General features: G+C 32.3%; 22 protein-coding genes. 12 read left to right on the forward strand and 10 right to left on the reverse strand.

Annotated elements, in window-relative coordinates; all coding sequences use genetic code 11:
- Nucleotides 1-44: 44 nt before the first annotated feature.
- The 4 genes from BD847_RS01785 to BD847_RS01800 all read left to right on the forward strand — a co-directional run bounded on the left by BD847_RS01785 (nt 45) and on the right by BD847_RS01800 (nt 5,119).
- A complete protein-coding gene (locus BD847_RS01785; RefSeq protein ID WP_115886552.1) occupies nt 45-1,331 on the forward strand; it encodes a glycosyltransferase family 4 protein in 1,287 nt (428 codons plus the stop codon).
- A gap of 40 nt (nt 1,332-1,371) precedes the next feature.
- A complete protein-coding gene (locus BD847_RS01790; protein ID WP_115886553.1) occupies nt 1,372-2,841 on the forward strand; it encodes a lipopolysaccharide biosynthesis protein in 1,470 nt (489 codons plus the stop codon).
- Between the two features lie 174 nt (nt 2,842-3,015).
- On the forward strand, nt 3,016-4,581 hold the full coding sequence (locus BD847_RS01795; protein ID WP_244201540.1) for a mechanosensitive ion channel family protein: 1,566 nt from the start codon (nt 3,016-3,018) through the stop codon (nt 4,579-4,581).
- 238 nt (nt 4,582-4,819) lie between these two features.
- Nucleotides 4,820-5,119 carry a hypothetical protein gene (locus tag BD847_RS01800; protein ID WP_115886555.1) on the forward strand — a complete coding sequence of 100 codons (300 nt, stop codon included), beginning with the start codon at nt 4,820-4,822 and terminating at the stop codon, nt 5,117-5,119.
- A gap of 166 nt (nt 5,120-5,285) precedes the next feature.
- Here BD847_RS01800 and uvrA read toward each other — a convergent pair whose 3' ends face one another.
- On the reverse strand, nt 5,286-8,081 hold the full coding sequence (gene uvrA / locus BD847_RS01805; protein ID WP_115887318.1) for an excinuclease ABC subunit UvrA: 2,796 nt from the start codon (nt 8,079-8,081) through the stop codon (nt 5,286-5,288).
- Between the two features lie 545 nt (nt 8,082-8,626).
- On the opposite strand from uvrA, the gene BD847_RS01810 reads away from it, so the two are divergent.
- The 3 genes from BD847_RS01810 (at nt 8,627) to BD847_RS01815 (ending at nt 10,959) form a co-directional block, all read left to right on the forward strand.
- The gene (locus tag BD847_RS01810; protein ID WP_115886556.1) at nt 8,627-9,211 is read left to right on the forward strand and encodes an RNA polymerase sigma factor; all 585 of its coding nucleotides are present in this window, start codon (nt 8,627-8,629) and stop codon (nt 9,209-9,211) included.
- A 49-nt stretch (nt 9,212-9,260) separates the two neighbouring features.
- Complete coding sequence (locus tag BD847_RS20770) at nt 9,261-9,404, forward strand: hypothetical protein (RefSeq protein ID WP_167443809.1); 144 nt, start codon at nt 9,261-9,263, stop codon at nt 9,402-9,404.
- 493 nt (nt 9,405-9,897) lie between these two features.
- Nucleotides 9,898-10,959, forward strand: coding sequence for a tetratricopeptide repeat protein (locus tag BD847_RS01815; RefSeq protein ID WP_115886557.1), 1,062 nt, complete (start codon nt 9,898-9,900; stop codon nt 10,957-10,959).
- Between the two features lie 57 nt (nt 10,960-11,016).
- Here the strand turns inward: BD847_RS01815 and BD847_RS01820 are convergent, their stop codons facing one another.
- Complete coding sequence (locus BD847_RS01820) at nt 11,017-11,685, reverse strand: endonuclease III domain-containing protein (protein WP_115886558.1); 669 nt, start codon at nt 11,683-11,685, stop codon at nt 11,017-11,019.
- Nucleotides 11,686-11,960: 275 nt separating this feature from the next.
- Here BD847_RS01820 and bcp point away from each other — a divergent pair, with 275 nt between their 5' ends.
- Nucleotides 11,961-12,413 (forward strand): thioredoxin-dependent thiol peroxidase, encoded by a 453-nt coding sequence (gene bcp / locus BD847_RS01825; protein WP_115886559.1) that lies wholly within the window; start codon nt 11,961-11,963, stop codon nt 12,411-12,413.
- 263 nt (nt 12,414-12,676) lie between these two features.
- Here the strand turns inward: bcp and BD847_RS01830 are convergent, their stop codons facing one another.
- Nucleotides 12,677-14,137 (reverse strand): TonB-dependent receptor, encoded by a 1,461-nt coding sequence (locus BD847_RS01830; protein WP_115886560.1) that lies wholly within the window; start codon nt 14,135-14,137, stop codon nt 12,677-12,679.
- A 90-nt stretch (nt 14,138-14,227) separates the two neighbouring features.
- Between BD847_RS01830 and BD847_RS01835 the strand changes: the two genes are divergently transcribed.
- From BD847_RS01835 to BD847_RS01845, 3 genes are read left to right on the forward strand one after another with little or no spacing between them, the layout of a single operon-like run.
- Complete coding sequence (locus BD847_RS01835; protein ID WP_115886561.1) at nt 14,228-14,992, forward strand: MBL fold metallo-hydrolase; 765 nt, start codon at nt 14,228-14,230, stop codon at nt 14,990-14,992.
- Nucleotides 14,993-15,004: 12 nt separating this feature from the next.
- Nucleotides 15,005-15,508 (forward strand): hypothetical protein, encoded by a 504-nt coding sequence (locus tag BD847_RS01840; RefSeq protein WP_115886562.1) that lies wholly within the window; start codon nt 15,005-15,007, stop codon nt 15,506-15,508.
- A 45-nt stretch (nt 15,509-15,553) separates the two neighbouring features.
- Nucleotides 15,554-15,988 (forward strand): hypothetical protein, encoded by a 435-nt coding sequence (locus tag BD847_RS01845; RefSeq protein ID WP_244201541.1) that lies wholly within the window; start codon nt 15,554-15,556, stop codon nt 15,986-15,988.
- 88 nt (nt 15,989-16,076) lie between these two features.
- On the opposite strand, the gene BD847_RS01850 is transcribed toward BD847_RS01845, so the two are convergent.
- The 5 genes from BD847_RS01850 to BD847_RS01870 all read right to left on the reverse strand — a co-directional run bounded on the left by BD847_RS01850 (nt 16,077) and on the right by BD847_RS01870 (nt 21,094).
- A complete protein-coding gene (locus BD847_RS01850; RefSeq protein WP_115886563.1) occupies nt 16,077-16,646 on the reverse strand; it encodes a cysteine hydrolase family protein in 570 nt (189 codons plus the stop codon).
- A 46-nt stretch (nt 16,647-16,692) separates the two neighbouring features.
- Nucleotides 16,693-17,337 (reverse strand): alpha/beta hydrolase, encoded by a 645-nt coding sequence (locus tag BD847_RS01855; RefSeq protein ID WP_115886564.1) that lies wholly within the window; start codon nt 17,335-17,337, stop codon nt 16,693-16,695.
- A gap of 106 nt (nt 17,338-17,443) precedes the next feature.
- Entirely contained in the window at nt 17,444-17,770 is a 327-nt protein-coding gene (locus tag BD847_RS01860) for a hypothetical protein (RefSeq protein ID WP_115886565.1), read from the reverse strand.
- Between the two features lie 4 nt (nt 17,771-17,774).
- Nucleotides 17,775-19,025, reverse strand: coding sequence for a dihydroorotase (locus BD847_RS01865; protein WP_115886566.1), 1,251 nt, complete (start codon nt 19,023-19,025; stop codon nt 17,775-17,777).
- Nucleotides 19,026-19,165: 140 nt separating this feature from the next.
- Nucleotides 19,166-21,094 carry a vWA domain-containing protein gene (locus BD847_RS01870; RefSeq protein ID WP_115886567.1) on the reverse strand — a complete coding sequence of 643 codons (1,929 nt, stop codon included), beginning with the start codon at nt 21,092-21,094 and terminating at the stop codon, nt 19,166-19,168.
- A 249-nt stretch (nt 21,095-21,343) separates the two neighbouring features.
- On the opposite strand from BD847_RS01870, the gene BD847_RS01875 reads away from it, so the two are divergent.
- Nucleotides 21,344-22,456: a lactonase family protein gene (locus BD847_RS01875; protein ID WP_115886568.1), complete on the forward strand. Its 1,113-nt coding sequence runs from the start codon at nt 21,344-21,346 to the stop codon at nt 22,454-22,456.
- Nucleotides 22,457-22,611: 155 nt separating this feature from the next.
- Here BD847_RS01875 and BD847_RS01880 read toward each other — a convergent pair whose 3' ends face one another.
- On the reverse strand, nt 22,612-23,964 hold the full coding sequence (locus BD847_RS01880; protein ID WP_115886569.1) for a DEAD/DEAH box helicase: 1,353 nt from the start codon (nt 23,962-23,964) through the stop codon (nt 22,612-22,614).
- A gap of 111 nt (nt 23,965-24,075) precedes the next feature.
- Nucleotides 24,076-24,444, reverse strand: coding sequence for a response regulator transcription factor (locus BD847_RS01885; RefSeq protein WP_115887320.1), 369 nt, complete (start codon nt 24,442-24,444; stop codon nt 24,076-24,078).
- Between the last annotated feature and the right edge of the window lie 15 nt (nt 24,445-24,459).

The raw sequence follows: 24,459 nt of genomic DNA on the forward strand, positions 1-24,459 counted from the left end.
CTGCAAATTCTAAATTGCACTTTTAAATAGTAAACTCATTTTCATTGGAACAAAAAAAACTTTTAATAATTACTTATTACTTTCCGCCTGCTGGTGGACCGGGCGTACAACGCTGGTTGAAATTTGTCAAATATTTACCGGATTTTGATGTACAGCCAATAGTTTATATTCCTGAAAATCCAACTTATCCTATAGTTGATGAAGGTTTGGTAAGTGAGATTTCGGATAAAGTTATTGTTCTTAAAAATAAAATTTGGGAGCCTTATCAATTGGCTTCTGTATTTTCAAAAAATAAAACCAAGAAAATTAGTTCTGGAATTTTTCCGCAAAAGAAAAAACAAACTTTTTTAGATAAAACATTTCTTTGGATTCGTGGAAATCTGTTTATTCCGGATGCACGTGTTTTTTGGGTAAAACCATCTGTTTCTTATCTTGAGAAATATATTCAGGAAAATAACATTGATACTATTGTAACTTCTGGACCACCGCATAGTCTGCATTTAATTGGTCTTGAATTGCAAAAGAAATTAAAAGTAAAATGGTTTGCCGATTTTCGCGATCCCTGGACAACAATTGGCTATCATAAAGCACTTCGATTGTCTTCGTATGCTGAAAAAAAACACAAAAGTTTAGAGCATAAAGTTCTGAATTCGGCTGATGAAATTATCGTAACAAGTAAAACTACAAAAACAGAATTTGAAGCGATTACAACTAAACCAATTACTGTAATTACAAATGGTTACGATGTTGAAACCGTCGAAAAACAAACTTTAGATACTAAATTTAGTCTAGCACATATCGGTTCTTTTTTGTCAGATCGAAATCCGCCTTTTCTTTGGGAAGTTTTGGTTGAATTGCTTCACGAAGTTCCGGAGTTTAAATCTCATTTAGAAATTAAACTTATTGGTGCTGTGAGCCAAGAAGTTTTAGACGCTATTAAAGAACATCAGCTAAATGAATATTTGAATTTATTGGGTTATGTTTCACATCAAGAAGCTGTTGCGCATCAGAGAAAATCGCAGGTTTTGCTTTTAATCGAAATTAATTCAGAAGATACTAAAAGTATTATTCCGGGAAAATTGTTCGAATACATGGTTTCAAACCGCCCAATAATAGCTATTGGACCTCAGGGTTCTGACTTTGCCGATATCGTTACGCAGACGAATACAGGAGTATTTTTTGATTATTCTGAAAAAGCGAAGTTAAAAAGTGTAATTTTGGACTTTTTTAATCAGTTTTTGGAAGGTAAATTACAATCGCATGGCGTTGGTTTACAACAATATTCGAGAAAAAACCTTACGAAGCAATTAGCGCAATTGATTAAGAAATAAATCTTTCGGGAAATTCACTTTTAAATTCAGAAATCCAAAAATGGGTATTGTCTTAAACCAGTCTTTTAAAAATACTATTATAACTTATATAGGTTTCGCTATCGGAGCCATCAATACACTTTATTTATATCCGGTTTTTCTAGGAGCAACTTATTATGCTTTAACGAACTATATTACTTCTGCAGCAAATGTAATTATGCCATTATTTGCGATTGGTATGCAAAATACTTTGGTGAAGTTTTATTCACAATACGAAACGGAGGAACAGCGCGAACAATTTCTATCGTTTACTGCTCTCTTTCCGGTGTTAATGTGTATTCCTTTGGGAATTGTTGGTATTTTCTTTTTTGATGACATTACGGCTTTTGTGTCTAAGGAAAATCCGGTCGTGAAAGAATTTATGCTTTTGATTCCTTTTATTGGAATTTGTATGGCATATTTTGAAATTTTTTACGCCTGGGCCAGAGTTCACATGCATTCTGTTTTTGGAAATTTTATTAAGGAAGTAGGTTTGCGTTTACTGTCGACCTTTGCTTTAATCGGATTGTATTTTAATTGGATTACCTTGGTACAGTTTGTATATGTTACTGCTTTGATTTATTTTCTGGCTTTTATAGTAACAATGTTTTATGCATTTTATATCAAAAGACCCAATTTCCAGATTACAATTCCTGACAATGTAAAAGCAGTAATGGAGTATACTTTTTTTATTATTCTATCTGGAAGTGTAGCTAATTTACTTTTAGACGGAGATAAGCTGATGCTGAATCAGTATATGAAAATAGAAAACATCGCTTACTATTCTGTCGCAACTTATATCGCGTTGGTGATTTCTGTCCCAAGTCGCGCAATGCATCAAATTGTGTATCCAATTACTGCCAAATTGATGCATGAAAATAAGCATGATGAATTAAATCAGCTTTATAAAAAAACGTCTATTAACCTTCAGATGGTGGGTGGATTTGTAATGCTTTGCATATTTGTAAATATCAGTCAATTGTATGAATTGGTTCCAAAAGAATACAGCGGCGGAATCTCAGTTGTATTTATGATTGGATTATCAAAGTATTTTGATTTGATTTTAGGAAATAATAATGCTATTATTTTTAATACTAAATATTACCGAATGGTATTGTATTTAGGTCTTATGCTGGTAGTTCTGACTATTGTTTTGAATATGATTTTTATTCCGATTTTTGGGATTTTCGGATCAGCTTTTGCAACCTTATTGTCAATTACATTATACAGTCTTGCGAAGTTGCTTTTTGTGGTGAAAAAACTTCATTTATACCCTTTTACGAAAGAAACAATTTATTCAGCATTATTGACATTTGCATTGTTTTTATTGTTTTATTTTTGGGAATTTCCATTTTTTCAATTAATTAGTATCGCGTTGAAATCAATTTTGGTGACCATTTTGTATGTGTACTTGAATTATAAATTCAATATTTCTCCTGATATCAATAAAGTGATAGATACCATGTTGAGAAAAGTTGGAATAAAAATTTAATACGATTTTGGCGAGAAAACAGAAACTAAGTTAGTTTCCGATTTATTTTGTTTTTATATTTGTTAGAAAGGATAACTAATTTATTTCTAATTGCTTATGAAAAGTAAAATTACTCGATTTCTTGCTCTGGTATTCTTTTTCATTTCCTTCTATACCTTCGCTCAAAAAGATAAGGTGCAAACAGTTAGTGCTGAGCCGAAATTAAAAGGATATCCAGTAAGTCCTTTTAAAGATACTCTTTTTTATGTTTACAATAATGTAGGTTCTTTTTCAGCCGAGAACAGGGCAACTGCCATTACTGATAAAATTAGAAAATTATACGAAGATTCCTTTTTTGAAAAGGATTCAATCACGGTTGTTCAATCTGATATTTCTCAGGATATTGTTTACAAAGGTGATTTTATTGTTATGTCTATTTTGGACAATGATGCAAAGGCGGAGAATCAAACTAAAAAATATATCGCAAACCGTAATTTAAATTTGATAAAAAAAGCAATTATTTATCAAAATGAAAATTATTCTCAACTGCCAAAACGATTAGGATACACGGCTTTAATGATTCTGATAATTGGTTTGGTTTTATATATTGTTGCGAGAATTTTCAGGGCTATAAAAGCTTATTTTCTAAAACGTAGTGACAGGTATTTTAAAGGAATTGCCTATAATGATATAAAAATACTTACTTCGCACAAACAGCAGTTTTTGGTGATGAAATTATTCGGGTTTGTAAAAATTATAACTTTAATTTTTATCGTTTATCTTTCTTTACCTGTATTGTTTAGTATATTTCCTTCTACAGAAGTTTACACCACAACTTTATTAAGATGGATATTAACACCGGCAAAGCTTGCGTTAATGGGATTTATTGGTTTTCTGCCAAGTTTGGTTACGATTTTCGTCATCATTATTATTTTTAGATATGCTATAAAAGTGATTAAATTCTTTTTTGACGAGATTAAAAAAGAAAATATTAAAATTGATGGTTTTTATAGTGATTGGGCAATGCCAACTTTCAACATCATTCGATTTTTGATGCTTGCCTTTATGCTTGTTATAATTTTTCCATATCTGCCTGGTTCCGATTCCGATATTTTTAAGGGTGTTTCCGTGTTTGTTGGTATTTTGTTTTCTTTGGGATCTTCAAATGCTATTGCAAATATGGTTGCCGGTTTAGTTATCACTTACATGCGACCTTTTAAAATTGGTGATTTTATAAAAATTGGTGATGTCAGTGGAGAAGTAATTGAAAAAACTGCTTTAGTAACCCGCATCAGAACTCCAAAATTCGAAGATATTACAATTCCAAATGCTACAGTTTTATCAAGTACATCCACAAACTTTTCTGCCAATACGAGACATTCTACAAATGGTTTATTGATTCATACAACAGTTACGATTGGGTATGATGTGCCATGGAAAGACATTCATAGTGCTTTGATTAAAGCAGCATTAAAGACCGAAATGATAGAAAAAACTCCAGAGCCATTTGTGTTGCAAACTAGTTTAGACGATTTTTATGTTTCGTATCAAATAAACGTTTACACGAAAGAACCAACAAAGCAGCCGAGGATTTACTCTTCTTTGCATCAAAATATTCAGGATTCCTTCAACGAAGCCGGCATTGAAATAATGTCACCGCACTATAATGCAATGCGAGATGGAAATACTACTACTATTCCGTCTAATTATTTGGATAAAGATTATGAATCACCAGCTTTTATTATAAGTAAAAAAGAGTAAAATATTGATTGTTAGTAACTAAGTTAAAATTTTAACACTTGAAAATTTTGTTAATTTTTTTTTAAGAAGTAACTTTAGCTAAGAAATCGAAAAGCTTTGTAGATTATAATAATAAATTTCTTATTATAATACAATAAAGTGAAAATATTGAGGTTTAAATAGATTGAAATGCTTTTCAGAGAAAATGGAAAGTATTGTAGTTGAAGTAGTATCAGATTAATGAATTTAATTGAAGATTATGAAAAACAATCAACTTAGTCAAGAACAAAGCTTACAAGTATTTTCTAATATGATATCGAACAAAGTTCATAACGGATTTACATTGGAAGAAAGAAATGATGAAATGCTTTTCGCTGTACTTTCAAAGGGAGGAAAAGTAGTCAATCATGGTTTGAATTTTATTATCTTTTGCTTGACCTTGGGATTGTGGTCGTTTGCATGGCTTTATCTAACGTTGGAAGCGTCAAAGCAAAGAAAAATTTTAGTTGCCATCGATGAGGATGGTTGTCCATTTGAAGAAAAATGTTTAGTAGCTTAAAGCTTTCGCCTTTATACTGTAAACTATAAGCAAAATCAGCCTAAAAAAAAAACAGCCATTTTAATGGCTGTTTTTTTTTTATTTTTTTTATTCTTTGGTCTAATCTTTTATTAATAAGCCTTAAAGGCAAGAGCCTACAGCTTACTGCCTACAGCTTAAAGCCTAATTAAAGTTTATCTTTTAAATAAACTCCGGTAACGGATTCTTTTACTTTTGCAATATCTTCAGGAGTTCCAGAAGCTAATAGATTCCCTCCGTTTTCACCACCTTCGGGGCCAAGATCAATAATCCAATCCGCGCATTTTATTAAATCCAGATTGTGTTCAATAACAATTATTGAATGTCCTTTTTCTATAAGAGCATCAAAAGATGCTAATAATTTCTTTATATCGTGAAAATGTAGTCCGGTGGTAGGTTCGTCAAAAACAAATAGCGCCTTATCTTTTGTTGCTCCTTTTACTAAAAACGAAGCTAATTTAATACGTTGTGCCTCACCGCCAGAAAGAGTAGAAGATGATTGTCCTAGTTGTACATATCCCAATCCGACATCCTGAAGTGGTTGTAGTTTCTGAATGATTTTTGTCTGTTTGTTTTTCTCAAAAAAAGCAATGGCATCATCGATTGTCATAGTTAAGATATCGTTGATGTTTTGATTGTCGAAATTGACCTCCAAAATTTCTTTCTTAAATCTTTTTCCACCGCAAGTTTCACATGGCAAAGAAACATCGGCCATGAAAACCATTTCAACATTTATAGAACCTTCTCCTTTACAGGTTTCACAGCGTCCTCCATCAACATTGAAAGAGAAATGTTTGGCCTGATAACCTCTAATTTTGGATAACTTTTCTTTAGCATACAAATCACGAATATCATCATATGCTTTAATATATGTTACCGGATTAGATCTTGAGCTTCTTCCAATTGGATTCTGATCTACGTATTCAATGTGTTTGATTTGCGAAAAAGAACCTGATATTTCAGTAAATTGTCCCGCTTTTTCTCCTGCATTTTCAAGTTTCTTTTGCATGGCGGGAAACAAAATTTTCTTGATAAGGGTACTTTTTCCACTACCAGAAACTCCGGTGATCACAGTTAACACTTCCAGCGGAAATGTAACATTTATATTTTTTAGATTGTTTTCTCTAGCTCCAATTATATCAATATGATTTTTGAATTTTCGTCTTTTCTTAGGTACAGAAATTTCTAAATCACCATTCAGATATTTAGAAGTAAGTGAATCCGATTTTAGAATTTCTGCATAGGAACCCTGAGCAACCAATTTTCCACCAAAAGTTCCCGCTTCCGGACCAATATCAATAATCATATCTGCCGCTTTCATAATGTCTTCGTCATGCTCTACTACAATTACGGTGTTCCCTAAATCACGTAGAGATAACAGGACTTTTATCAAACGTTCAGAATCTTTAGGATGTAGTCCGATACTTGGTTCATCCAAAATATACATCGAACCAACTAAACTACTTCCAAGTGAAGTTGCAAGATTAATACGCTGCGATTCTCCTCCGGAAAGGGTAGATGAATTTCGATTAAGTGTAAGATAGTCAAGACCGACTTCTGTTAAAAAGGATAAACGATTATTAATTTCAACTAGTAATCGTTTTGCAATTTGTTGTTCGTATACATTTAATTCCAGATTTTTGAAAAAAGTAACTAAATGTTTAATTGGAAGATCAACTAAATCGGAAACGGTTTTATTGCCAATTTTGACATACGATGCTTCTTCGCGCAAGCGTTTTCCGCGGCAAGCGTGACATTTCGTTTTTCCGCGATAACGTGAGAGCATTACACGGTTTTGTATTTTGTAATTTTTCTCTTCAAGTTCTCTAAAGAAATCATTCAATCCTTGGAAATACTGATTTCCTTTCCAAATCAAATCCTTTTGATCTTCCGTTAACTGGAAATAAGGTTTGTGAATTGGGAAATCAAATTTGTAGGCATGTTTTACCAATTCATCTTTGTACCAACTCATACTGTCGCCGCGCCAAGGATAAATAGCACTTTCAAAAACAGATAATGAAGTATTAGGCACAACCAAATCGGAATCAATGCCAATTATATTCCCGTACCCTTCGCAAACTGGGCAGGCACCGTAAGGATTGTTGAAACTAAACAAATGAACATTTGGTTCTAGAAATGTAATTCCGTCCAACTCAAAATTATTTGAATATGAGAATTTTTTGTCTGTGCCAACTTCCTGTAAAAAGCAAATCCCTTTTCCTTCAAAAAAGGCAGTTTGTACAGAATCTGCAAGACGGTTATAGAATTCCTCTTCTTCTTTAACAACGATACGGTCAATAATCAATAAAATGTCTTTGTTATCAAGCTGATGAATGTTTTTCGGAGAAAATTCATCTAATCTGACCATTTCATTTTCGACTAATATACGTGCAAAACCTTGTTGTAATAGTACTTTTAGTTTGTCTTCAATTTGTCTGCCTTCTTCAAGATGAATTGGCGCAAGAAGAAGCCATTTACTATCGATATCCAGTTTTTTTACCTCAAGAATAACATCGCTTACAGTATTTTTTTTGACTTCTTTTCCAGAAATTGGCGAATATGTTCTTCCAATTCTGGCAAATAAAAGTTTAATATAATCGTAGATTTCAGTAGAAGTTCCAACCGTAGATCGCGCATTTGTGGTATTTACTTTTTGTTCAATAGCAATTGCGGGAGCGATACCTTTAATATATTCTACTTTTGGTTTATCCAAACGTCCCAAAAACTGACGTGCATACGATGATAAACTTTCAACATAACGGCGTTGTCCTTCGGCATATAAAGTGTCAAAAGCCAGACTCGATTTTCCTGATCCTGACAGCCCCGTTATGACAACAAGTTTGTTTCGCGGAATTGCGACATCTACGTTTTTTAAATTATGTACCTGGGCACCTTTTATGATTATATTTTGCTTCGGGTCGAGCTTAGAAAGATCAATTTGCATAAAAAAGTCAATTTTTACAAAAGTAATCAATTTTGAGTTGAGTTTAGTAAAGGACATTGTTCCAAATCTTAACAGAATTCATCGCAAAAAATCAATGCGAAACTTCGAATAAATAAATAGTGATTAAGTATAAAAAGAAAACTGAAAAGTCTTTTCATAAAAAAAGAAACACCTTTTATAAGTCTTCTATAAGCTATTTAAAAAACGATTAAGGTGTAAATTATCCGATAAATTTGTTTTTGAAAAATTTCATTAACAATAAAATAATTACATAAGTAGTTGTTTTTTAGATGTTTGAAATTTATTTTTCAGTAATAGAATCTCTTAATATTTGAAGTTTTAACTCACTTAGTCGATAAAATTTAAATAAAGTGTACCATTTTTAAGTTTTTATTGTTAATTATTTTTAATATAATTTGCTTTTTAAAATTAAAAATTGTTAAATTTGATCACAATATTAACATAACCAAAAAAAGAGAAGCCTATATCATAAAATTACTTTTTAGAAAATTACTCCAAATTATTAAAACTAAAAAAGTAGTATTATGGCTGATCTGCATATTCCAGACGCTCTATTAGTAAAAAATTATGTTGAGGGCAACGAAGCGGCGCTTTCGACATTAATTAAAAGGCACGAGTCTAAAATATATGGATTTATATATTCAAAGATTGCTGATAGAGATATTTCAAATGATATTTTTCAGGACACATTTATTAAGGTTATTAAAACCCTTAAAAGTAACTCCTATAACGAAGAAGGTAAATTTTTGCCTTGGGTAATGCGTATCTCTCATAATTTAATTGTAGATCACTTTCGCAAAACCAAAAAAATGCCAATGTACAGAGAAACTGAAGAGTTTTCTATATTCTCTGTCATGTCTGATGATTCCCTTACTATAGAAAGCAAAATGATTGCAGAACAAGTAGAGGTCGATCTTAAAAAACTAATCGAAGAACTTCCTGAAGATCAGAAAGAAGTGCTGTTAATGCGTATGTATCAGGACATGAGTTTCAAAGAAATTTCAGAACTTACAGATGTAAGTATTAACACTGCACTAGGCAGAATGCGCTATGCTTTAATGAATTTGAGAAAAATAATTGATAAACATCAAATTATTTTAACCAACTAATACTATTTTGAGTATTAAGCCGTTATACTAAGTATAAACTTAATCATAAATGGCAAAAATTTACTCTAAAAAAGCATTAGCTTCAAAAGACTTGAAACCTAAAAAAGAAGTAGTTTCTTTTTTATTAAATTATTCACAGGCTTTGACAGTTGTGAAGATTGAAAATAAAAGTTTTGAAATTATAGCTAATTAAACATCCCATTTTTATTTATCGGATGTTTTAAAAAGAATACCAAATGGTCGTTTTGGTAAAAAGCTCACTATTCGTACGCAAGTATAAATAGTGAGCTTTTTTATTTTGCAGATATGTTTTTTTTCTTTTAGCTTATCAGAAAGTTAAGCTTTTAATAAAAAATTATTAGTATTTTATTGTGTATTCAATTTTTAATTCTATTTTAGAGAAATAATTATATTGTTTGTATTGATACACTTACAATTTTACGATTTACAGTGTAATTATTGTTAAAATAGTGTTTTTTATAAATAGAAAAGAAAATAAGTTTAATTCAAAATAAAGTATTTAATATGAGAAAAAACTACACTAATTAATTTTCAGTTTGATCTTTTTTTAATTTCTCGAAATAGAGAATGTTAGAAAATGCAATTCTGCTATTTTACTTGGCAGACAACCAAAATTGCATAGTAAAGAACCCTTAATCTATCTAACTAATCAAACTCAATCTACAATGAAAATAAAATTTTTAATTTTATCAATCGTATTGATAAATGTTGGCGCGTATGCTCAAAAAGCGCAAATAAAAGAAGCTCAAGGACTTTATGATAAAGGAAATTCGCAGGAAGCTTTAGCTATCTTAAAAAAGACAGAATACCTTATTATTAATGCTCCGGATGAAGATAAGTCCGATTTTTACTTTCTGAAAGGAAATGTTTTGAAAGACCTTGCTGTTAAAAATATTGATGCTGCGACTAATTTTACTTTAGCATCAGAAGCGTATCAGGATGTGTTTTTATATGAAAATGAATCTGGTAAATTTAAGTTTACAGTAAAAGCAAATATCGCTCTAAAAGATATGAAAGCGAGTCTTGTAAATGGTGCAATGACTGATTTTAAAGCTGGAAAATTTAAAGAAAGTGCCGAAAAAAGTTATAAGGTGTATCTGTTTGATAAAAAAGATACAATAAACTTATTGAATGCAGCTGCATCATCTATAAATGCAAAAGATTACGATTCTGCAGTTAGATATTATGAAGAGCTTAAGAAGAAAAATTATTCCGGAAAAGGTGTGCGTTATTACGCTACTAACAAAAAAACAAAAGAAGAAGATGTCTTTGTTTCTCCAAAAGCAAGAGACGCCGCTATTCAGGAAGGATTTTATGAAAAACCAAGAACAGAATCTGTTCCTTCGAAAAAAGTAGAGGTTAATAGTAATCTGGCTTATGCTTACTTGGAGAAAAGAGATTATAATAAAGCAGAAACAATTTATAATTATGTTTTAGAACTGAGCCCGAATAACATTGATGCTTATGTTAATTTGGCATATTTGAGATTACAAATGAAAAAAGATATCGCAGATCAGATTGCCAATTTAGGAACAAGTGCAAAAGAAATGCAAGAATATGAGAAATTAAATGCTAAGAGAGAGGATATTACAAAAAGTGCAATTCCGTATCTTCAAAAAGCATTAAGCATTGAACCAAAAAATGAAGATGTAACCAAAACGCTTTTAGGAGTATACAGATCGCTTGATATGACAAGTGAATACAATGCATTGAAAGCTAAAATGTAGCTTTTTATAGGCGGAAAGGAATAGAGTTACAGAGGCACAAAGGATTTTCTTTGTGCCTTATTTTTTTGCAAGAGTTAAAGATTTCTCCATTTCTTCTATGATAGATTTCTTACCGATAGTTTTTGTGATGATATCTTTTTCAAGGCTCCAGCCTCGAGCAGGCGAATATTCACGACCATACCAAATAATTTGAAGATGCAGGTCGTTCCAAATTTCTCTTGGAAACAATCTTTTGGCATCTTTTTCGGTCTGAACCACATTTTTTCCATTAGAAAGATTCCATCGGTACATTAACCTATGAATATGCGTATCGACCGGAAAAGCCGGAACACCAAAAGCCTGAGACATTACAACACTTGCTGTTTTATGGCCTACGGCCGGCAAAGCTTCAAGGGCTTCAAAACTCTGAGGAACCTCGCCATTGTGTTTTTCGATTAAAATTTCAGATAAACCATGAATTCCTTTTGATTTCATTGGAGACAATCCGCAAGGACGGATAATTTCCTTAATTTCTTCCACAGACATTTTAACCATGTCATACGGATTATCAGCTTTTGCAAACAATAAAGGTGTTATTTGATTCACACGAACATCAGTGCATTGTGCCGAAAGCAAAACTGCAATTAATAAAGTATAAGGGTCTTTGTGATCAAGAGGGACTGGTATTGTAGGGTAGAGTTCTTTTAATGTGTTTATAACAAATTGTACGCGAGCTTCTTTGTTCATTTCCGTATTTTTAATCCTGTAAAAATAGTAATAATTTTAATGATGTGCCTAATCCAGCTTTCCGTTTCAACTCCTCATTATAGCAGTAACATTTTTAAGTGTTTAAAAGAGCTTCCGCTGGTCGCTTTTTAAACACAAAAAATGCAAACTGCCATAATTCCGGGGTTTTCACTACAATCTGGGGCATGAAAAGAATTATGAATTATGAGTTATGAGTTAAAAGTTGTGAGTTATCTTTGTTTTAAATCTAAAATCAACAATCTAAAATAAAAGATATGACAACATTAAAAGCAGGTGACAAAGCTCCAAATTTCTCCGGAGTAGATCAGGAAGGAAAAACGCATAAATTAGCAGATTACGCAGGAAAAAAATTAGTAGTTTTCTTTTATCCAAAAGCAAGCACACCAGGATGTACAGCTGAAGCCTGTGATTTAAGAGATAATTTTCACCGTTTTCAGGCAAATAATTACGAACTTCTTGGAGTAAGCGCTGATAGTCAAAAAGCACAAGTTAAATTCAAAGAAAAGTATGAGTTGCCATTTCCATTATTAGCTGACGAAGATAAATCGGTAATTAATGCTTTTGGAGTTTGGGGACCAAAGAAATTCATGGGAAGAGAATACGACGGAATCCACAGAACCACTTTTGTTATTGATGAAAAAGGAATCATTGAAGAAGTAATCGAAAAAGTAAAAACTAAAGAACACGCTGATCAGATTTTGAAATAGTTTTCAGTCGCAGTTTTCAGTTTTCAGTTTTCAGTTTTTTGGAATGTTTTTTTAACGCAAAGTGCGCTAAGTTTTTTTAAAGTTGTTTTTTATCAAAAACACAAAAGTTCTCAAAGTTTAATCGATACAAAGCTTTGCGAACTTTGCGCACTTTGCGTTAAAAAAGAATCGCACCGTAAATCTTGAAATAGTTTTCAGTTATTGTCAGAACTGAAGACTGCGACTGAAAACTAAAAAAAAAGTCCCAAATAAGGGACTTTTTTTTATGAATTTTGTTCTAATTCTTTCTGCGGATGATATCCAAACAAGTGATGTTCTTTTATGATTTCTGCAACTCCAGAAGGAAGCATTGGTTCCCAGCCAGTTTTTCCCTGACCGATCATTTTCAATACTTCACGAGAGAATACATTTAATATGTTTGGATTATAATCTTTAATATCGACTACTTTTCCGTTGAATTTAAAGAATTTGTATAATTCTTTCATTCTAGGATGAACTTTTAGGTTGTCAGATGTTATAATTTCTCCGTTTTCACCTAACATTGGGTACAAGAATACTTTCATGTCGCGGTAGAATAATTTCCCGAAAGCTTCAAGAATACCACCACTTAAATGGCGATAGTATTTTTCATCAAAAATATCAACCAAGTTATTTACACCCATTGCCAATCCCATTCTGGCTTTGGTATAATTAGAGAAATATTCAACCACTTTATAATATTCCTGGAAATTCGAAATCATTACAGTTTGACCAAGTGAACAAAGTAATTCGGCTCTATCCATAAAATCACGCTCATCGATTTCACCATCAGAACGTAAATTCGAAAGTGTAATTTCAAAAACTACCAGTGTATTGTCTTTTTCGACCTTGTTTTCTTCCAGAAACATCTTTAATGATTTCTCATACATATCGAGATTTACATTCGTAACCGGACGAAAACTTCCTCTAAAAGCAAGAAGGTTCTTTTTGTATAAAACTGCAGCTGGCAAAACGTTTTTTCCTTCCGGATTAAACATTACCGCATCTGTCATTCCATTTTTTACTAATTGTAAACTCATCAGACGATTATCTACATGAGCAAAACGCGGACCGGAGAAGTTTATAGTATCAATTTCTAGTTGATCTTTGTCAAGGTGATCGTATAAGTAACGCAGTAAACGTTTTGGATCATTGTATTTGTAAAAAGCACCGTAAATTAAGTTTACACCTAAAATTCCTAATGTTTCTTGTTGTAATCGTGCATCTGTTTCTTTAAAACGAATATGAAGTATAATTTCGTTGTAAGCTTCGTCAGGTTCAATTTGGTATCGTATTCCAACCCAACCGTGACCTTTAAATTGTTTGGCAAAATCTATAGTTGCAACCGTATTGGCGTAACTAAAAAAAAGTTTCGTAGGATGTTTCTCTCTGCTAAGACGCTCTTCAATAATTTGACCTTCCAGCGTAAGCATTTTTTTTAATCGCTCTTCGGTAACGTATCGTCCATCTTTTTCAATTCCATAAACGGCATCACTAAAATCTTTATCGTAGGCAGACATTGCTTTTGCAATTGTTCCAGAGGAACCGCCTGATCTGAAAAAATGCCTAACGGTCTCTTGTCCAGCACCAATTTCAGCAAATGTTCCGTAAATATTTTCGTTTAAGTTAATGCGTAACGCTTTGTCTTTTATGGAAGGAATCTGTTCGATGACCTTGTCACCTTTGAGTTTTATTTCTGTACCCATTTTATTTTAAATAGATTTGTTACAAAGTTAGCAAATTAGGCTTCTAATGAAAGAGAAATAATCCTATTTTTGTAAAAAAATTAAGTTCAATTGAAGGTCTATTTTTTAGGTACTGGTACTTCTCAGGGCATTCCGATTATTGGAGTCGATCATCCCGTTTGCAAAAGCACTGATCACAAGGATAAAAGGCTCCGCGTTTCTATTTGGATAACGTGGAATGAGCATTCGTATGTTATAGATTGCGGCCCGGATTTCCGTCAGCAGATGCTTTCTTGCGGGTGCCGAAAACTCGATGCTATTTTATTTACACACGAACATGCTGATCATACAGCTGGTCTGGATGATATTCGCCCGTTTAATTTCAGACAGGGAGAAATTCCTGTTTATGCGCATCAGCGTGTCATTGATAATTTAGAAAGACGTTTTGAGTATGTTTTCGAAACGGTTAACAAATATCCGGGCGCGCCAAGTGTTAAGACAATCGAAGTTATCAACAACAAGCCTTTTACGGTTGGAGACAAAACTGCTATTCCCATTAATGTAATGCATGGCGATCTGCAGGTATTTGGTTATCGAATAGACGATTTTGCCTATTTAACAGATGTAAAAACAATAGAAGGTGCCGAAATTGAAAAACTTAAAAATTTAAAAGTTTTAGTGGTAAATGCTTTGCGTGTCGAACCGCATGATACGCACTTTAATCTTCAGGAAGCGCTTGATTTTATTGAGCTTGTAAAACCTGAGAAAGCGTATCTTACCCATATAAGTCATGTTTTAGGTTTTCACGAAGAAGTACAAAAAACGCTTCCTGAAAATGTATATCTGGCTTATGATAATTTAGAAATTACAATTTAATTATACCACAAAATGAAAAAATCCTTAATGCTTTATCTTTTTATCCTTGCGATATTAATGAACCTTTTTACTTATTCGTTTTACAGTGGCGAATTAAAGTTTCAGCAGGAAAGATATGATAAAACAACAAAAAAGTTAAGAGATAGTATTAATTTGGTTACCACAAAATTAGCCGACGCTGATTATTTTTCATTAGAGCATAATGAAAACGCACAAAATTATTTTGATAACAGCGCTTCCGGCGGAAAAGTTATTCTGTACGAAAAATTAATTCCGGTAGTGACTGAAAAATTATTAGACTTGAATGCCAATCCTAATGGGAATCCATATACTGGTCAGGATGTAATGGGTGGAAAGAAATTTATCATCAATAAAGTAAAAATTCTAAATCACAGATGGATTATTGCTGACTACAATAACACTGATTTATGGGGAGAAGTCTTGTTAAAATACTTTGTTAATGACGATGAAAGTATTACTTTTGAAGTAAATCAAACTTTGTTATATCAAAAATAGGATTTTTTAATCCTATTTTTTTTGCTCAATTTAAACTATAGGATTATGAAAAAAATGATTTTGATCGTAATGATTGTAAGTACTGCATTGTCTTGCGCAAAGAAAGTTTCTACGGAAAACACCAATTCGCAAGAACCTAAAAAAGATTCAGCAAAAGAAACTGTAGTTGGAGCTGATTCTGATGTTCATGGCTGTAAAGCTTCTGCCGGTTATACCTGGTCAGAGCTTAAGAAAGAATGTATTCGAATTTTTGAAGGAACAAAATTGTCGCATTATGATGACGGGAAAACTTATACAACGGCATCATATGTAATCTTTGACGGAAATAAAGCAGAACTATTTTTAGACACGCAAAAAGAATCTATCATTTTAGAAAGAAAATCTGAAGGCGATTCTTGGACGAATGGTGATTGGCAGTTAATTCCGTGGAAAGGATATGTTTTGAAGAAAGACGGAAAGATACTTTATACAGGAGAATAATAATCAGTCGCAGCCGCAGTTTCCAATATTTAAACTTTAAAAACTTGAAGTATAGTTCCAAATTGGAAACTGCGACTGCGGCTGAAAATTAAACAATTTCTTTAATAAAATCGGAAGTAACAACTTGAGCAAATTCCTCGTTTAAACTTGCCAAAGCGGTTTGATGTATAAGTTCTGCAGAAAATTCTTCTCCGTTTAATCCTTTTTTGTTGAAAGTTGCTGTTGCATCTGAAATCACGTAAGCCGTATATCCAAAATTTCCTGCCATTCTTGTTGTTGTAGAAACGCAATGATCTGTTGTTAAGCCAACAATTACTAAATTTGTGATAGCAGCATTATCAATTAATTCTTTTAGGTTGGTTCCTATAAAAGCGCTGTTCACATTTTTTTTAATAATAGTTTCGCCTTCAAGAGGCTTTACAATATCCTGAAATTCATTTCCTGAATTGGTTTCGTTTAAGATTGAATTGGGATTTGAGGAACAATGTTGCACATGAAAAATTGGAAGTTTTTTGGATCTCCATATTTCTAAAAGCTCGCTAGATTTTTCTTCTGCCTTTATATTGTTTCTGTCACCTCCCCAATAAGCAACGTCGTGAAAACCTTTTTGAATATCAATTAAAATTAATGCAGGATTCTCAAGTTTTGTAGTGCTCATTTTATTAACGATTAAATTGCTGTAAATTATGTTTTGAAAAGAAAAACTAACTCAAAAGCCAATTCTTAAAATCAAAGAAATTCTGCGGAGCAACTCCGTGTCCAACAGGATATTCTTTGTAAGTAACAGGAATATTTAGTTTTTCTAAAATTGCTGGTGTTTTTCTAGCCCAATCAATTGGAATAACCTGATCAACAGTTCCGTGTGAAGCAAAGAATTTTAAGTTTTTAAAGTCATTTTTCTCAAAACCTTCTTTGATGATTTCTTCATTAAAATAACCGCTCATCGCAACTACTCGCTGAATTTTTTCAGGATATGAAAGTGCTGTAGCATAACTCAGAATCGATCCTTGACTGAACCCAATTAAAGTTACATTATTAGCGTCAATAGGATACTTAGCGATTAATTCATCGATAAAAGTAGCAATTATATCACGAGAGATCTTTGCCTGCTCGTTATCTGAAAATTTGTTTTGATCGGCGTCAAAATTAATAGCATACCAAGCATAAGCTCCATATTGCAAATCATAAGGTGCTCTTGCAGAAATAATGTAATAATTATCAGGAAGTTCAGATGCAAAAGAGAATAAATCGGCCTCATTGCTTCCATATCCATGCAATAAAAGCAATAAAGGATTTTTGTCTAAAATTACTTTTGGTTCTCTTATTTTGTATTCTAAAGATAGGTTCATTTTTTAATTGCGAATTGTAAATGGTGAATTGTGAATTTTTCACTTTGTCAAAAATGCAAACTTTGACAAAGTTCTTGGAATTTGGAATTTATTTTTTTGGATTTGATTATCCTATCGATTTAAACCATTTTTGAAAAAGATTTCCAACTAACGGAATTGGTTTCGTCTGACCCTGAATCGCATTAAAAATACCAAAAGTCCATAGAATTGAAATACAAATCCACATTGGGAAAGTGATAAAAAAACTATCAAAATTGCTGATAATGGCTCCGAAAGAAATAAAGGTTAAAGATAAACCTAAAGCCTGACGAATATGAAAAGAAGCAAAACTGTTTTTGTTTTCAGAATTCATGCTCATTGCAATTAAAACACCAATAATAAGGATGTAACTTGTAATAGCAATTGATTTTCCTTCTTCGATTGAATTATTCATTTTATTATTTTGTAACGATTTGATTTTGATTTAAAATTCCGTAAACCGAACCTTTAATTTCAGTTCCTAAGAAAGCAGAATTTTTAGATTTTGAAAGAATATTTTCTTTCGTAAAAGTTGATTTTCCTTCGGTTGTAAACAAAGTGAAATTAGCTTTTGCACCTTCTTCAATTGTATTATTTTCCAAATCGAAAATGGCTCTTCCCGAAGTTAATTTCGCAACAATAGTTTCAACAGGTAAAACCGTTAATAGAGCTCCAAAAGCACTTTCTAAACCAATAGTTCCATTTTTTGCCATATCAAATTCCATTTTCTTGAATTCGATATCAATCGGATTGTGGTCAGAAGTGATCATGTCGATAGTTCCATCTGCAATTCCGTTTAGCAAAGCTTGTCTGTCAACTTCAGTTCTTAATGGCGGTGTTACTTTGAAACGTGTATCAAAACCGTCCAGTTTCTCATCGGTTAAAACCAAATTATGAACAGATGCACTGCAGGTTACATTTAAGCCTTTTGCTTTGGCTTCTCTAATTAATTCTACTGATTTTGCTGTTGAAATAGTCGGAATATGAAGCCTTCCTCCCGTGTATTCTAAAAGAAATAAGTTTCTTGAGATTTGCAACTCTTCTGCTAAATTTGGAATTCCTTTTAATCCTAATCGTGTTGAAACAATTCCTTCGTTGGCAACTCCGTTTCCTTTTATGTTAGGATCTTGCGAATAAGCAATAACCAAACCATCAAAATCCTGTACATATTGTAAAGCGATTTTCAGGATATTGGCATTGTCGATACTTTTGTTATAATCTCCAAAAGCTATCGCGCCGGCTTTTTTCATGTCAAAAAGCTCTGCCATATCTTTTCCTTCACTTGCTTTTGTTAAAGCACCGATAGGGAAGATTTCAGTTGCAAAACCGTTACCTTTATTTTTCACAAAATTTACCTGAGACTGATTGTCAATAATCGGGTAGGAGTTAGGTTGCAAACCAATGGCCGTGAAACCGCTTTTTGCAGCAACGTTTAATCCGTTTGCAATAGTTTCTCTGTCTTCATAACCTGGCTCGCCCAATGAGACGCTGCTATCAAACCAGCCTTGAGAAATGTGAAGATTATCAAATCTTACTACTTCAGCATCATCGTTTGGAAGTGAAACCCCTATTTTTTCTATTAAACCATCTGCAATTAAAAGATCAACGGTCTGATTGTGAAACGGACTTTTTGAGTCGATAATTTTGGCGCTTTTGATGATTAGTTTCATATGTAGAGATATTTATTTTTGTATTTATAGATTCTCGTTTGTCATTTCGACGAAGGACAAATCACATCCAATTTTCAATGCAGTGTGTTCTCAGCGTTTGTGATTTCTCCTTCGTCGAAATGACAAACAGACTGAATAAACTACTTTACAAATTTTATTATTGCCATTTCTAATGCTAAAAATAACAGTGCAAAGATAACAAACCATTTCCAAATTTGGCTGTCTGTTCGTTCAGTTTGTAAAGTATTGAATATTGTCGAAATCGTATCGGCTGTTTTGAAATCTGAAACAACGTTGGTATTTATTTGACTCAAATCACTTTCAGCACGTTTGTAATTAAAACTCAAATTTTCTATCCCTTCTTTTTTATCAAAAATGCTGTAATTTCCAGCTGTTTCAGGGAAATCGTTAAACGTTAATTTGACTTTATTGTTCAAAATTTGCTGAATTGGAATGAAAGAATCATCTTTTCCTTTTACTTCCAAAATAGCGTCTTTTGTCAATAAAACATCCACAAAATAAGGCTGATTGTTTCCTATTGTCAAGGCATTAACTCCCGTTTTCTGATTATTTTGTGCTATTTTATAAAATAATGGCACTATTAAAGGAGATTGCTGAAAATTACTATTTATGCTATTTATTGGTGCCGAAAAAACCGTAATCCCAGAAACAGAACTTTGAATTGCTGTTACAAAAGGACTTTGATCTTCATAAGATAAAACAGCTGGATATTGACTAGAAATACCAAAAGAACTGTTTGTTTTTGGATATTGGAAATTCGTTATTTTATTTTCAAAAACGCCTGAAAACAAAGGATGATCAAAATTGATTTTGGTAATCAGTTTACTTTCTGTTTTTGGATTATTGAATTGAATTTTTCCAAAATTTCCTAAAAAAGAATTAAAGTTAGAAATTGAAGTTTTCTCAGAAGGAATTAAAACCAAATTTCCGCCTTTAGAAACAAATGCTTTCAAAGTGGTCTGTAATGCCTGCGGAATTTCAATTAATTCATTTAGAATAATCGTATTTTGCTTTTCTAAACTATTATAATCTAAAGAAGTGATGGAGTAATTACTGTAGTTAAATTCAGTTGGAGTATAAATTCGGGATAAGAAATTGCTTTTTTCCGGTTCGCCAATACTGATAACGTTTATTTTTTTGTTTTTAGAAATGCTGAAATATAATTTGTTATCATAAGTTAATCCATTGTCTTCAATAGAAACATAACCATGAAAAGCTTCTTTTGGAATTGTAAAATTGATTTTCTTTTTCTTTGTATCAAAATTAATAATCGTTTTGGCAATCAATTTATTTTGGTTGTATAAAGCGGTCGAAATTGGACTGAAATCATCGCCATAAGCAGATAAACTTACGCCAATTTCATAGAAATTTTCTAAAGTCTGATTAATATAAACGCTGTCAATTGATACATTATTTTTTTGCTCTGCTTCTGGAATTATGAAATAGGGTTTTTCCTCAAAATCAATATTTTTCACATCTTTTTCAGCCAAACCAACAGCATCTGTAATAATAACAATGTCTTTTTTATGAGCTGATTTGTGGGCTTTTACTTTTGCTATAATTGCCGAAAGTTCAAAGGGTGTTGCACTGTATTTTAAATTTTGTAAAGAACCTTTAACCGATTTAATATCTGTATTCCAATAATTTTCGGTGTTAGTTAACAACGAAAATTGAGTGGTTTCAGGCGTGTTTTCCAGTAATTCCTGCACAGCACGTTTTAGTAGTTCACCTTTTTTTCCTTTTGCCTGCATGCTGAACGAATTGTCTAAGACTATATACATTTCGTTTGAGGCATTTTTACTATCCTTGGCTTCAAAAAAAGGTTGTGCGAAAGCAATAATAATGCAAGTTAGTAACAATAAACGTGTAGCAAGCAACAAACGTTTTTTGATTTTTGAACTTTTACGAGTCTGAATCGCTAATTCTTTTAGAAAACGAACATTGGTAAAATAAGAAGTTTTAAATCGGCGTAATTGAAATAAATGGACCAAAATTGGAACAATCAATAAAAACAGAAAGTATAGAATTTCGGGATGTTTAAAATGCATTCTGGCTTCGATTTACTTCGTTACGTTTTGTTTTTCGCGAAGATGCTGGTCAAAAATACAAATTAAAAATTATTAAACCATATAAGTTCATGGAAGAGATTATAAGTAGAAATGTTTAAGTGTCTAAAATGAACTTATATAACTTATATGCTGGAAATCCTTTTAAAAAATGTAACTTTTATGGTTTCATTTGTAATGAGGAAAAAGATATAATTGCTTATTTTAGCATACTCAAAAAAATAATAGAATATGAAAAATTTATATGTGATCTTATTTTCCGCTTTAACTGTTGTAAATGCAAAGGCTCAAAATAAATTCAACTTATTAGTTGGCACTTATACAAATAAGTGCCAAAGCAACGGAATTTACGTGTATGAATTTAATGCCGATTCTGGAGAGTTTAAATTAAAAAATTCATCAGAAAATGTAATAAGTCCGAGTTATTTATCAGTTTCAGCAAATAATAAATTTGTTTACGCTGTAAATGAAAACGGAACTCAAAGTGCCGTAAGCGCATTTGGTTTTGATGCGGTTTCTGGAAAACTTAATTTTTTAAATACAAATGATGCTTTAGGCGCAGATCCTTGTCATTTGATTAATGATGACAAAAATGTAATTGTAGCTAATTATTCTGGAGGAAGTATTGTTGTATTTAAGAAAAATGCAGACGGAAGTATTTCGACAGTTCAGCAATTAATTCAGCACGAAGGAAAGGGGACAAATGCGGCACGTCAGGAAAAAGCGCATGTGCACCAAGTTGTTTTTTCGCCAGACAAAAAATTTGTTTTATCTAATGACTTAGGTTTAGATAAAATATTCATCTACAAATATAATCCAGATGCAAAAAGTGAGATTTTAACTTTAAAAGGAAGTGTCGATGTGAAAGCAGGAAGCGGACCAAGACATTTGACTTTTAGTAAAGATGGCAAATTTGTTTATTTAGTACAAGAATTAGATGGTACATTGACAACTTTAAGTTATGATAAAACTGGAAATCTGAAGATAATTGCCGAAACTAGTATTCTTCCTAAAGGATTTACAGGAGGAACTGGTGCTGCTGCAATCAAAATTTCGCCTGACGGACAATTTTTATATTTAACAGACCGTGTAGATGCCAACGCCATTTCAGTGTATAAAATTTTGAAAAACGGAAGCCTGGAATTGGTAGAACAACAAAGCACATTAGGAAAAGGCCCAAGAGATTTCGCTATTGATCCAACAGGAAATTTTCTTTTAGTAGGACATCAATACACAAATGATATTATTATTTTTAAAAGAGATAAAACTACAGGAAAACTTACAGACACAGGAAAACGAATTGAATTGTGTTCACCGGTTGGTTTAGTTTTTACTAAAATATAATTTAAGTTGCTAAGATTCTAAGTTACTAAGCTGCTAAGTTTCTAAGTTGCTAAGAGGTTAAGAAAAAGGCTCAAAAGATTTAGATCTTTTGAGCCTTTTAAAATTTTTTAAACTTAGTAGCTTAGAATCTTAGCAGCTTAGCATCTAAAAAGAAGCTATTTATTACTATCTTTTCTCTTCTTATCTCTCGTTTTCAGCATGTTTCTATTTACTGAACCGTGAGTTTTCTTTTTTGTTTTAGAAGGACCTCCTAAGTTGACTTTTTTATTCTTTTTCGATTTTTCGTGAAAAGCACCTTCACCTTCAAGTTTTACTTTTTTCATTAAAAACTTAATTGGCTGTCTGTCTTTTTCAGGTTCGATAAGTTTGGTAGAAACTTCAACTTCTTCAGGGAAATCAGTGATTTCAAGTTCCTGATCCATTAAAAGTTCTGTTGCAATTTTGAATTCCTCTTCTCTTGGAGTAACAAAACTAATTGCAGTTCCTGTAGCATCTGCACGACCTGTACGACCAATTCTGTGCATGTAAAGTTCTGGTTCCTCAGGAAGTTCAAAGTTGATTACGTGCGAAATGTCAGAAATATCCAAACCTCTCGCCATAATATCTGTAGTAATTAAGCCGCGAAGGTTTCCTTCCTGAAATTCGGCCATCGTGCTCAAACGATAATTTTGAGATTTATTAGAGTGAATAACACCAAATTGACCATCAAAATGCTCTTCGATACGCGTGTGAAGCATATCTGAAATCTTTTTATTATTAACAAAAACCAAAACACGATTCATGCTTTCGTCTGTTTCTAATAAATGTTTTAACAGATTTACTTTCGTATTGAAATTTGGAACATTATAAGTAATTTGAGTAATTTTTTCAAGCGGAGTTCCGGAAGCTGCTAATGTAACTTCTTCAGGAAAATCGAAATAATCGTTTAGAATCTCATCTACGTCATCAGTCATTGTTGCCGAGAACAAAATGTTCTGACGTTTTGTTTTCATCATTGCCAAAAGTGAAGTCAGCTGTGGTCTAAAACCTAAATTCAGCATCTCATCAAATTCGTCAATAACTAACTTTTGTGTTTCGTCAAAACGAACAACAGCGTCCAAAGCCAAATCCATTGTACGTCCCGGAGTTCCAACAAGAATGTCAACTCCTTCGTAAACCGCTTTTTTTTGTGTATTAATGTTTACACCTCCATAAATTCCTAAAGTTTTAACAGACATGTATTTTGTCAGTTTCTCCACCTCCTCAACAACTTGAACCACAAGTTCACGAGTAGGAACCAAAACAACAATTTTTGGCGTATTGGTATTTGTGAATTTATATAATTTTAAAAGAGGCAGTAAATAGGCAAATGTTTTACCGGTTCCGGTTTGCGCAATTCCCATCATATCACGTCCAGACATGATTACAGAGAAAGATTTTTCCTGAATAGGAGTAGGTGTAACAAACCCTAATTCATCAACTGCTTTTTGTAATGATTTTGGAAGATTGAATTTTTCGAAAGTGCTCATTTGCGTTTAAATTTTTGCAAAGATAGCTATAAATAGCTGAAAAATGGGAATTTCTGAATAATTAGAAAAATCCTTTCATTGATTAATTCATTAAAAACCACATTTAAATTACTACAATAATCGTTTTATTCGCAATAAAAGCTCGTTGGGATTAAATGGTTTTGCAATGAAATCATCTACACCAAGCTTAAAAGCTTCTTCAACGGTATCTTCTTCTTCTCCAAGAGATGAAAGAGCAATCACACGAATTTCTTTATAATTTTCTTTAATATGATTGATTATTTCCAATCCGGATTTCAAAGGAATAATGATTGTTGTAATTACTAAATCGGGCATAATAGACGGGATTCGTTCCAATGCGGTAATTCCGTCTTTAGCAATGCTAATTTTATAACCTTCACGATTCAAAAGAAATTTCAGGATTTCAATAGTCATATCATCATTATCAATGATCATAATTTTTTTTTCGCTGGTATTCATTTTGTTATTTTGGCG

It is taken from the genome of Flavobacterium cutihirudinis (assembly GCF_003385895.1).
GTDB classification, from domain to species: Bacteria; Bacteroidota; Bacteroidia; order Flavobacteriales; family Flavobacteriaceae; genus Flavobacterium; species Flavobacterium cutihirudinis.